Origin of the sequence: Winogradskyella sp. (genome assembly GCF_045105575.1) — a bacterium.
Lineage (GTDB): Bacteria > Bacteroidota > Bacteroidia > Flavobacteriales > Flavobacteriaceae > Winogradskyella.
This window is the reverse complement of the sequence record NZ_JBGCDQ010000017.1, coordinates 20,082-31,675: the sequence shown is the minus strand read 5'-3', so window position 1 is coordinate 31,675 and position 11,594 is coordinate 20,082. Positions and strand designations below refer to the sequence as shown.

The 11,594-nt window shown below is 32.3% G+C and carries 10 protein-coding genes; all 10 read left to right on the top strand.

What is annotated here, in order from left to right; translation table 11 throughout:
• Nucleotides 1–289 (top strand): 30S ribosomal protein S9 (gene rpsI / locus AB8B52_RS04705; protein WP_406025735.1); only part of this gene is annotated, 289 nt, incomplete at its 5' end.
• A gap of 286 nt (nt 290–575) precedes the next feature.
• Nucleotides 576–1,391, top strand: coding sequence for a 30S ribosomal protein S2 (rpsB, locus tag AB8B52_RS04700; RefSeq protein WP_406025734.1), 816 nt, complete (start codon nt 576–578; stop codon nt 1,389–1,391).
• Nucleotides 1,392–1,498: 107 nt separating this feature from the next.
• Complete coding sequence (gene tsf, locus AB8B52_RS04695) at nt 1,499–2,473, top strand: translation elongation factor Ts (protein ID WP_406025732.1); 975 nt, start codon at nt 1,499–1,501, stop codon at nt 2,471–2,473.
• Nucleotides 2,474–2,643: 170 nt separating this feature from the next.
• Entirely contained in the window at nt 2,644–3,726 is a 1,083-nt protein-coding gene (locus AB8B52_RS04690) for a helix-turn-helix domain-containing protein (RefSeq protein ID WP_406025730.1), read from the top strand.
• Nucleotides 3,727–3,939: 213 nt separating this feature from the next.
• Nucleotides 3,940–5,196: a hypothetical protein gene (locus tag AB8B52_RS04685; protein WP_406025728.1), complete on the top strand. Its 1,257-nt coding sequence runs from the start codon at nt 3,940–3,942 to the stop codon at nt 5,194–5,196.
• 16 nt (nt 5,197–5,212) lie between these two features.
• Nucleotides 5,213–5,692, top strand: a complete 480-nt coding sequence (locus AB8B52_RS04680; RefSeq protein ID WP_406025726.1) for a hypothetical protein — start codon at nt 5,213–5,215, stop codon at nt 5,690–5,692.
• A 340-nt stretch (nt 5,693–6,032) separates the two neighbouring features.
• Nucleotides 6,033–6,740: a UMP kinase gene (gene pyrH / locus AB8B52_RS04675; RefSeq protein WP_406025724.1), complete on the top strand. Its 708-nt coding sequence runs from the start codon at nt 6,033–6,035 to the stop codon at nt 6,738–6,740.
• A gap of 43 nt (nt 6,741–6,783) precedes the next feature.
• Nucleotides 6,784–7,338 (top strand): ribosome recycling factor, encoded by a 555-nt coding sequence (gene frr / locus AB8B52_RS04670; protein WP_406025722.1) that lies wholly within the window; start codon nt 6,784–6,786, stop codon nt 7,336–7,338.
• A gap of 73 nt (nt 7,339–7,411) precedes the next feature.
• On the top strand, nt 7,412–8,692 hold the full coding sequence (locus AB8B52_RS04665) for a DUF5686 family protein (RefSeq protein WP_406025720.1): 1,281 nt from the start codon (nt 7,412–7,414) through the stop codon (nt 8,690–8,692).
• 356 nt (nt 8,693–9,048) lie between these two features.
• The gene (locus tag AB8B52_RS04660) at nt 9,049–11,514 is read left to right on the top strand and encodes an RND family transporter (protein ID WP_406025718.1); all 2,466 of its coding nucleotides are present in this window, start codon (nt 9,049–9,051) and stop codon (nt 11,512–11,514) included.
• Nucleotides 11,515–11,594 lie beyond the last annotated feature (80 nt).

Sequence of the window (11,594 nt, the reverse complement as noted above, 5' to 3'; positions counted from 1 at the left end):
GGCGGATTATTTTACTACTGCAACATTGCAGTATAAAGTAAACCAACCTTTAGCCTTGACTAACAATGATGGCAACTTTGATATTACTGTTAACGTATATGGAGGTGGTATCACCGGCCAGGCAGAAGCAATACGTTTAGGCATTTCTCGTGCAATGTGCGAGTTAGATCCTGAAAACAGACTAGTATTAAAGCCAGAAGGTCTATTAACTAGAGATCCACGTATGGTGGAGCGAAAGAAATTCGGACAGAAAAAAGCCCGAAAGAAATTCCAATTCTCGAAACGTTAATATCCAACACTTATTTTTTATTCAGAATCTGCTTCGGCAGATTCTGGATTATTTTAGTGAAACTCAAATATTAAAAATTGCGAAGCAACGTTTTAAGATTTGTAAGTTGAACTAATCCCGATTTTAAATCGGGAACTCAAGTTGAAAAATACCAAAGTAAATTTGGTAAACATTAAAAAGAACCTGAAACAATTTCAGGACTATTGGTTTAGCATCTAAATGATTGAGGCGAGCGCAAGCAACCACTTAGTCATTGCTAATTTAACAGAACGTAAACTATTACAACATGGAAAAAATTGAAGTAAAAGAATTACTTGAAGCAGGTGTACACTTCGGTCACTTGACACGTAAATGGAACCCAAACATGGCTCCTTACATTTATATGGAACGTAACGGTATCCATATTATCAACCTTTACAAAACAGCAGCAAAAATTGAAGAAACTTCTGAAGCTTTAGCTAAAATAGCAGCATCAGGTAAGAAAATTCTTTTCGTTGCCACTAAAAAACAAGCCAAAGACATCGTAGCTGAAAAAGCTGGTGCCGTAAACCAACCTTACATTACTGAGCGTTGGCCTGGTGGAATGTTAACTAACTTCGTCACTATTAGAAAAGCCGTTAAAAAAATGGCTACGATTGATAGAATGAAGAAGGACGGTACATTTATGTCTTTATCTAAGAAAGAACGTTTACAAGTAGATCGTTTACGTGCAAAATTAGAAAAGAATTTAGGTTCTATTTCTGATATGACGCGTTTGCCAGGTGCTATTTTCGTAGTCGATATTATGCGTGAGCATATTGCTATTAAAGAAGCTCAAAAATTAAACATTCCAATCTTTGCAATGGTCGATACCAATTCTGATCCTCGTGAAGTTGATTATTTAATTCCTGCTAATGATGATGCTTCTAAGTCCGTAGATAAAATTTTATCTATCGTTACTTCTGCAATCGCAGATGGTTTAAGCGAAAGAAAAGCCGAGCGTGCAGATAAAGATGCAAAAGCGAAGCCAGCAGCAGCAAAAACTGAAGCTAAAAAGGACGAAGCAAAACCAGAAGCTAAGAAAGCTGAAAAAGCTCCAGTAGCATCTCAAGAAGAAGAATAAATAACATTTATACAATATTAAAAGTCATTTGATTCTTTTTCTTGCCCTAAACATCGTTGATGGGATTCTCGAAAATTAATTAAGTGACTTTTTAAATTTTAAAAATTATGGAAAATACTGTAAAAATTACAGCAGCAGAAGTAAACAAGCTAAGACAAGCAACTGGTGCTGGTATGATGGATTGTAAAAAAGCTTTAGTTGAAGCTGGTGGCGATTTCGATAAAGCCATTGATGTTTTACGTAAAAAAGGACAAAAAGTTGCAGAAAAAAGAGCCGACAGAGATTCTTCTGAAGGTGCTGCAATCGCTAAAATAAATGTAGATAACACGTCTGGTGTTGCTATTGTTTTAGGATGTGAAACTGATTTTGTTGGTAAAAACGAAAACTTTGTAGCATTGGCTAATAAATTAGCTGAGACTGCATTAAACTACAATACAAAAGAAGAATTTTTAGCTGCAGACTTCGGAGGCATGACCGTTGCTGAAAAATTAATAGAGCAAACAGGTGTTATTGGTGAAAAATTAGACATCACAGCTTTTGAAAAATTAGATGCACCTTACGTAGGTCAGTACGTGCATATTAATAAAATTGCTGCTTTAGTTGGTTTATCTTCAAAAGTAGACAACGCTGAAACTTTAGTTAAAGATGTAGCAATGCAAGTAGCCTCTATGGGAGCTACATCATTATCTTATAAAGATTTTGATCCTGCATTTATTGCTTCTGAAACTGAAGCACGTATCGCAGTTATTGAAAAAGATAATATTGAATTAGGTCGTTTAGGGAAAACCCTAAAGAATGTGCCTAGTTATATCTCAATGGCACAATTAACTCCAGAGGTTATCGCCAACGCTGAAGAGGCTGCAAAAGCTGAATTAAAAGCTGAAGGGAAACCAGAACAAATTTGGGATAGAATCTTACCAGGTAAGATGGAGCGTTTCATTTCTGACAATACAACTTTAGATCAAGAACAATGTTTATTAGATCAGAAGTTTATTAAAGACGAAAAGAAAACCGTTGCTGAATATGTATCTTCTTACGGTGACGTAACAGTTACAGGATTTAAAAGAGCTATTGTAGGGTAAGAATAAATCCTAAAAAGCTAAATCTCATAAATACAAACCACCATTCTAATATGGTGGTTTTTTGTTTTTAAAAAATCTTTTTAGAGTCTTAAAACTAAGCAAAAGTCAAAATTGAAAAGTTCTACCTATATGAATCCAATTCTTTATCTTTCGATTATCAAAATTAGCTAATGGATAATTTAAATATATATAACATAGTAATCCTATTAGGTTTATTACATGGTATAATCTTTGGACTTATCATTTTAATTAACCAAAAACTAAGGAGTAAAACAAACTTTTATTTAGCTATCACTGTTTTTTCTTTAGCTTTTAGCAATCTCCAATACTGGTTAAAAGATGTTAATCTTTATCCAAATTTAAAATATTTGCCTTTCTTCCCTTTTGAGTTTTTAATGCTCCCTTTCTTTTACTTTTTTGTTAAGAGTTATCTTAGTAAAAGAATTAGTCTTAAAGAGGTAATGGTATTGCTCTTCTTTTTTCCATTTTTTATAATTTATCAATACATTTTCAACGAAAAGTATTTTAGTGTCAATCTAGTAGAATACATTAATTTATTTATTGAACATATTTCTATAGTTTATTCTGTAGTTTTAATAGTAATTATATATCGAGTGATTTTAAATTATGAAAAATCAAATTTTAATAATATTAACGTTAACACTAAATGGTTAAAAAGGGTGTTAACAATCGGTTTAATTTTATGTTTAATTTGGTTTTTGTCTTTTAACATAATTGATTTATCATTAACTAAGGGGTATTATAGATTTTATCCTCTATGGATCGGAATCTCTTTTTTGATATATTGGATTGGATATGCTTCTATTTTTGAATCTAATATTCTAAAGGAAAGAAAAGTTATTAGAAATAGTAACATGGTTTTAAAACATAAACCCATTTCCAAAGTGCAAAGTAAAACTTTTAATGATATTGAAAACAAAATTTTAAATGAGAGGTTATTTTTAGATCCTGATCTAAAATTAAAAACGATTGCTGTAAAACTAAATTTAAGTGAGGGTTATCTTTCTCAACTTTTCAAAAAGTATGCTCAACAAACGTTTAATGATTATATAAACAGCTTAAGGGTTAATGAAGCAAAACGAATGCTCTTAGATGAAGAGTTTAAAAGATACACCATAACAGCAATTGGTTTAGAATCAGGTTTTAATTCTAAATCTAGTTTTTATAGTGTTTTTAAAAAACACACTTCAAAAACACCAAATGCATATAAAAAAGAAGTCCAGAATGCTTGACTATATAAGAATATTGGACTCTTAAATAGCTTAATGTGTGTAATATTGAAGAAGTAAATTTCAATATAAATCATTATTCTATAAAACATAAAAAAAATTATAAACTCTAAAATTGTTGCTTTTATTTTTGTTATTACCTGCTTTAGTTGTCAGACAGAAGATGAAAACATTATGAACCATGAAAACAATGTTCTAGAATCTTCCGTTACTATTATGGACGCTATGCTGGCAGTTAATGAAATCATTGATAATGCCAAAAATCAAACAGGTAATAAGATATTTTTTGATAGAATTAATCTGAATAAAAAAGCTAAAAAACACAAGGTTAATAAGCTTTTAACTTCATATACTTTTGTGCTTCAAAAACACCAATCGATAAAAAGCCAAATAACAACTATCCCTAATACCGATAATCTCGTAGTAGAGTTAAATCAAAATGGAAATTATGTCACCCACATACTCAGATATACACCTACTGCACAATGGTTTAGTGACCAAAATAGTACTGTTGGGAATTATTCAGGTAATGTTGATATGTTAGACCAACAAGGACAATCCATAGCCAGCTTAACACTTATTAACGGTCAGCCGCAAACTACAACAAATGTAAGTGCAAAGTCAGAGTCTTGCGAACTAATATTGGAATCTATATTGTGTGTTGGAACTCTGGATGGTGGTTTTGAGACTGTAGAAGAGGACGAGGACTGTACTTACACTTACGAACTAAATTGCACTGGAGGTAGTGATGATAACAGCGGTGGTAATGATGATGGAAATGGCAACGACTATAATGATGGCTCAGACAATACTGGAGGTGGCGGAACACCGCGTAGTGGAAGTGATAATATTAATACAAATCCTAGTGTTGAAAATTGTAGAGAAACTAATTCTTGTGAAATAGACAGTATTGTTGTGGAAGGACCTGATAATCCAATAGTAGATATTTTAGACTTTTTAGAGTGTTTCGACACTACAGAAGATGCAAGTTTTACCATATATGCTTTAGAGCCAAATCCAGGAAGTGGGGAGTCAAATGCAGGATCTGCAGTTGGGCATGCTTTTATATCAATCGTTCAAGGAACTAATATGAGTACTTATGGCTTTTATCCTGTTTCTGATTGGATAAACCCCTGCATAAATTCTTCGGGTACATCGGTTTTAGGTAATGACGGCGGGCAAGTTTTTACTGCCAGTCATACCGTTAATATATCATCGAGTCAACTACAACAAATTTTGGATTTGTCATCGAGTGTTAATAATGTTTACGATTTAGACACATATAACTGTACTGACTTTGCTATAGATGCCGCTAATTTAGCAGGTTTAGGTTTCTCTGCTTGCAATGGTTCATGGACTTGCGGTGCTGGTTCAAATCCAGGAGCGTTAGGAATGGAGATAAGAAATAAGAATGCCACAAACGGGGAACCAACAAATGTTGGTACAGCCCCAAACTCGCAAAAAGGATGTTAACAAATAAATAGAAAAAATGAAAATTAGAACAATTTATATTGCAATAATCGCCTTTGCTTTAGCTCTAAATTGTAAGGCTCAAAATGAAGATATTAAAACTATAGATAAGTTTATAAAAAATGTAATATTAAATGATGATTTTGATTTTACTGAAACTCATAATTATTTAAAAATCCCCAAAGATTCCCTAAAGGGAAATACTGAAAGTTTACGTCTATTAAAAAATAAATGTAATTTTTACAGTACTTTTTTAAAAAATAGAGAATATAAAATTCTACCGTTTTCTGAAGCAAAAAAATTAGGACTAACAAAAAACTCAGATATAGATTATAATAATACTAAAGAAATTTATCTTTTATTAGTAGATGACGCAAGAATTACAACTTTTTTGGTTCAAAACAATAAAATATTATCTTTTTTTACTGGAAATGGAAGAACACTTCTTATTAAAAGCAAATCTTATGGTGGTAATCCCAAAAAACCTTATTTCTTTTAAGATTTATTTATTTGTAAGTTCAATTAATAAGTGCAACACGAATATTTAAAACTACTGGTTTTTACAAAAATGACAATAGAAGAGATATAATAGCGATATTAATGATTCTTTAACATTAGTCGATTATATTAATACCAAACTACCAAAAGCAATAAAAAAAATATTCATGTAATAAAACTATCAAACCTTATTTTATAAATTAAATATTAGGTTCAATTCATCCTTGATATTAATATGTAGTTTGTGAGCTTCTCAATTATGAGAAGCTTTTTTTTTGCCTTTTTTTCACTTTTACACTTGCTAATAATTATGTAGATTTGCTTAACTTTCAAATCAATCTATGAAATATAAAAGAATACTACTAAAATTGTCTGGCGAAGCCTTAATGGGAAGCCGTCAATATGGTATTGATCCAGAGCGCTTATCAGAATATGCCGCAGATATTAAAGAGATAACTGAGTTAGGTATTGAAGTTGCCATAGTTATCGGTGGCGGAAATATTTTTAGAGGTGTAGCAGGTGCTATGAATGGCATGGATCGTGTTCAGGGAGATCATATGGGTATGTTAGCCACAGTTATTAACGGTTTGGCTTTACAGAATGCTTTGGAAGATGCAGATGTTAAAACCCGTTTACAAACTGCTATAAAAATTAATGAAGTTGCTGAGCCATTTATTAGAAGAAAAGCAATGAGTCATTTAAGAAAAGGACGTGTGGTCATTTTTGGAGGCGGAACTGGTAATCCGTACTTTACTACAGATTCTGCTGCCGTATTACGTGCTATAGAAGTTGAAGCTGATGTTATTTTAAAAGGTACGCGTGTTGATGGTATTTATTCAGCCGATCCAGAAAAAGATAGTACAGCAATTAAGTTCGACTCAATTTCTTTTGAAGACGTCTTACGTAAAGGTTTAAAGGTTATGGATACCACTGCCTTTACCTTAAGTCAAGAAAATAAATTACCAATTATTGTTTTTGATATGAATAAAAGAGGCAACTTACTAAAAGTCGTTTCTGGTGAAAATATAGGAACAGAAGTAAACGTGTAACTTCTGGTTGAAATTTTGATAACCCGCTTAAAAAAGTAACACAATGGACGAAGACATTAAATTTATAATAGATACAGCCAAAGAAGCTATGGATGCTGCAATGAAGCATCTCGAAAAGCAATTCACTAATATTAGAGCAGGTAAAGCAAGTCCGGCAATGCTAGGTAGTGTTATGGTAGATTATTATGGATCTCAAACCCCTTTGAGCCAAGTGGCTAATGTAAATACACCAGATGGAAGAACCATAACGGTTCAACCATGGGAAAAGTCAATGCTTCAAGAAATTGAACGTGGCATTATGATAGCAAACTTAGGTTTCAATCCTATGAACAATGGCGATACGATCATTATAAACGTACCACCATTGACAGAAGAGCGACGACGTGATTTGGCTAAACAAGCTAAAGCAGAAGCTGAACATGCCAAAGTAGGCATTAGAAATGCACGTAAAGAAGCCAATAACGAAATTAAAAACTCTGAAGTTTCAGAAGATTTACAAAAAAATGCTGAAATTGATGTGCAATCATTAACGGATACTTACGTTAAGAAAATAGATGATACCCTCAGTATTAAGGAAAAAGAGATTATGACGGTATAATCTTTATGTCCATAACATTAAACATCCCAGATTTTTCTTGGGATGTTTTTTTTAATCATAACTATATTAATAAATGTTACAGCGTCTGCTTCTTGTTTTTCTTTTGGTGCTTGTATCTTACAGTTATGCGCAACCGCAAAATGAAGTAAAAAAAGAGGCACCAAAACAAACTCAAGATTCTATTAAAAAAACCGAGTTCGCTAAAAATATTGGTAATGGCTATCTTCCCTTTAACTACTTTAATCTTGATTTACGTTACCTCGTAAAATTTAATCAGTACGAAGGTTTTAGAACAGGTCTGGGTGGCATAACCAATGATCGTTTTTCTGAACGCTATCGTATAGATGGTTATTTGGTTTACGGATTTGCCGATCAACGTTTTAAATATAGAGTTGGAGGCGGATTTAGAGTTAATGAAAACTCAAACACATGGGTCAATCTTGCTTATACAGATGATTTACAGGAAACAGGCAGTTCTAAATTTTTAACGGATAAACGGTTTTTTACTTTTTTTGAACCACGACTCATAAACATCGATTTATTCCACAGACACATTACAAAATCTCTTTCGTTACAACATAAAGTATCTAACCATTTACTTTCTGAAACGCAGTTGGCAATTTCAAACATAGACCCAACTTACAATTACAGTTATTTATTTGATAATAAAAGTTTTCAAAATTTCGACATCAGCACTGCTAAATTAAGTTTACAGTGGAGTCCGTTTAGTAATTTTGAACTAGTAGACGATAAAATAAAAGAAACCAAAGATGGCTATCCAAAATTTACGTTTCAATTTACCCAAGGTATTAAATCTGTCTTTGGAAGTGATTTTAATTTTTCAAAGCTCGATTTTAGAACCATCCAGCAGTTTACGCATAAAAACGATGCCATTACCAAAATTACACTCGTTGCTGGTTTAGCAGGAGGAGATATTCCTTTAACGCATTTGTATCATGCCTATCCAAATAATATTACTAAAGAAACCATTTTACGTCGGTTTTCAGTGGCAGGTTTAAACAGTTTTGAAACCATGTATTTCAATGAGTTTTTTAGCGATAAATTTTCAACCTTACAACTAAAACATACGCTAAAACCTTTTAAAATTACTGATCGTTTTCAACCTTATCTTGTATTAATTTCGCGCTATGCTATTGGAGACATGAGTAGTATTGCAAGACATCAAGGTATACAATTTAGCACGCTCAACAAAGGCTATTCAGAATCTGGTTTTGAAATTAATAAGCTGTTTTTTGGATTTGGATTGAGTTTTGCCTACAGATACGGTGCCTATCACTTGCCAAAATTAGAAGATAATATGGCCTTTAAATTTACGTTTAATCTGGCATTGTAAAACCTATTACAGCAACAACTTCTAGTACTTTACGCTTTAATAAATTTTTCCAATTTCAAATCACGGAGTAATTTTAGGTTAATAAATTCTTAAGCCTAAATTTTCAGCATCTAGAAAAGTATAAGACCCTTGAAATAGTTCTACTATACTTTTTTATTACGCTAGTAAAGTAATGAAATCGCCCTAATTATATTAAAATTAAATAGGCATTCTGAATTCGTAATCCTTAGGTTTTTTCTACCTTTGTTCTTTATTTTTTTGATTTAATTAGAATTAATAATGATACCAATTTTATCAGAAAAATTAATCTCTATGTCTAAAACAGATATAACCAAACTTAAGGACGTTGCTATAGCATGTTTAAACTTTTAACCACAGGATTTTGGGAGGCCATTGCGAGACTTATTCTACGTAATAAAATCTTTATACTTATCGCTATTATTTTAGTGACTGTGTTTTTTAGTATGCAATGGAAACATATGCGCTTCACCTTTACAGAAGCCAACCTACTGCCAGATGACCACGAAGTCAACCTCATTTATAATGATTTTTTAGAAGTTTTTGGAGAAGAAGGCAATCTTATTGTTTTAGGAATTAAAGACGAACGTTTATTCTCGGTGAAAGAATTTAATGCTTGGAATAACTTGGCAGATACTTTTAAAAATTATGATGCTGTTGAATCTATACTTTCGCTAAAAGATTTACAGAAACTCATTAAAAATACGGATAAAGAACAATTTGATTTACAACCCTTTATTAAAGATTCTATTTCTAGTCTTGAAGAAATCAATCAACTTCAGGACGAATTGTTTAAGCAATACCCTTTTTACGACAACTTTTTATTTAATGCCAAAACGAAAACTATTCGTACCGCACTTTATATGAAAAAAGATATCGTAAATACATCCGCAAGAAAGGATTTTGTTATCGATGATTTATTACCAAAAATTGAAGCTTTTGAAAATGACACTGGTCTCGATGTTCGGATTTCTGGTATGCCTTACATTAGAACCTTAAATGCGCAAAACATCGTTGATGAAATTCCTATTTTTATTGGAGGTGCTTTATTTGTTACGTCATTAATTTTCTTTCTATTCTTTAGGTCATTCAGAGCGACGTTTATTTCATTAATTGTGGTTTGTTTTGGTGTGATGTGGACCTTTGGAATTTTAGGGTTATTGGGTTATGAAATCACTGTTCTTACAGCGCTTATTCCACCTTTAATTATTGTTATCGGTATTCCTAACTGCGTGTTTTTAATTAATAAATACCAGCACGAAGTTAAATCTCATGGCAATAAAGTAAAATCATTACAACGGGTGATTACCAAAGTTGGTAATGCTACGTTAATGACAAACATTACTACAGCCTCAGGATTTGCAACCTTTATTCTTACTGAAAGTAAATTACTAAAAGAATTTGGTATTGTAGCTTCGCTGAGCATCGTCGCCATTTTTATATTATGCCTACTTATTATTCCTATTCTTTATACCTTTTTACCTTACCCTAAAGAACGACATTTAGAACATTTAAACAAACGTTGGATTGGTGCGTTTGTAGGTTGGATGGAAAACATGGTAAAACACAAAAAAATTACCATTTATATTACCACACTTGTCTTAATTGTTGCCAGTATCATTGGTATTCATCAGATTAAAATCTCTGGAAGTCTGATTGAAGATATGCCACAAAACACGGAATTTTTTAAAGATATTCGGTTTTTTGAATCTGAATTTAATGGTATTATGCCATTAGAAATTATGATAGACACCAAGCGGAAAAAAGGAGTTATGAAATTGGCCACCTTAAAACGCATGGAACAACTTGAAGAATTGATTGATGATATTCCAGAATTATCCCGACCAATATCGGTTGTAAGTTTAGTTAAATATAGTAAACAAGCCTATTACAACGGTAATCCAAAATATTATCAACTCCCAACAAGCCAAGAAAATAGTTTTATTTTATCTTATGCTAAAAACTCAACATCAGATGTTGATTTACTGAGTAATTTTGTAGATAGTACAGGGCAATATGCACGTATTACCACCTTTATGAAGGATATTGGTACTGATAAAATGGAACGCATTCAAGAAGATCTGCAAACAAAAATTAATAAAGTATTTCCTGAGGAACGTTATGAAGTGATCATGACTGGTAAAGCACTCGTCTTTCAGAAAGGTACCAAATATCTGGTCAAAAATTTAATTATTTCGTTGACGCTTGCCATTGTTCTAATAGCATTGTTTATGGCTTACCTTTTCAGATCATTTAGAATGATTATTGTTTCGCTAATTCCTAACCTTCTGCCTCTTGTTGTTACAGCAGGTTTAATGGGTTATGTTGGTGTACCTATAAAACCATCAACCATTTTGGTGTTCAGTATCGCCTTCGGTATTTCCGTGGATGATACCATACATTTCTTAGCAAAATACAGACAAGAATTGCAAGCCAACCACTGGAAAATTAGAAAATCAGTTTACGCAGCACTCAGAGAAACTGGTGTGAGTATGATTTATACTTCTATTGTCTTGTTCTTTGGATTTTCAGTATTTACCGTTTCTAGCTTTGGTGGTACGGTAGCATTAGGTGCGTTAGTATCTATCACCTTACTATTTGCCATGTTATCTAACTTGTTGTTATTACCTTCGCTTCTATTATCTTTAGAACGCAATATTGCTAATAAAGAAGTTTTACGTGAGCCTTCCATAAATATTATTCCTTCTGAGGATGAAGATGAAGATGAAGATGAAGATGAAATTTATTTCGAAGCTTATTGTTTTATGTATAACCAGACACAAAATTTTTTAAATAACCAATAACCAATAACCAATAACCAATAGCCAAGAGCCAAATGCCAGCAGCAATAGCCAATAACTAAAACACCTACCACAACGGAACA

What these genes read in the sequence shown, in the direction of transcription:
- rpsB (WP_406025734.1), top strand. Translation starts at nt 576, where the DNA reads ATGGAAAAAATTGAAGTAAAAGAATTACTTGAAGCAGGTGTACACTTC.
- tsf (WP_406025732.1), top strand. Translation starts at nt 1,499, where the DNA reads ATGGAAAATACTGTAAAAATTACAGCAGCAGAAGTAAACAAGCTAAGA.
- AB8B52_RS04690 (WP_406025730.1), top strand. Translation starts at nt 2,644, where the DNA reads ATGGATAATTTAAATATATATAACATAGTAATCCTATTAGGTTTATTA.
- AB8B52_RS04685 (WP_406025728.1), top strand. Translation starts at nt 3,940, where the DNA reads ATGGACGCTATGCTGGCAGTTAATGAAATCATTGATAATGCCAAAAAT.
- AB8B52_RS04680 (WP_406025726.1), top strand. Translation starts at nt 5,213, where the DNA reads ATGAAAATTAGAACAATTTATATTGCAATAATCGCCTTTGCTTTAGCT.
- pyrH (WP_406025724.1), top strand. Translation starts at nt 6,033, where the DNA reads ATGAAATATAAAAGAATACTACTAAAATTGTCTGGCGAAGCCTTAATG.
- frr (WP_406025722.1), top strand. Translation starts at nt 6,784, where the DNA reads ATGGACGAAGACATTAAATTTATAATAGATACAGCCAAAGAAGCTATG.
- AB8B52_RS04665 (WP_406025720.1), top strand. Translation starts at nt 7,412, where the DNA reads ATGTTACAGCGTCTGCTTCTTGTTTTTCTTTTGGTGCTTGTATCTTAC.
- AB8B52_RS04660 (WP_406025718.1), top strand. Translation starts at nt 9,049, where the DNA reads ATGTTTAAACTTTTAACCACAGGATTTTGGGAGGCCATTGCGAGACTT.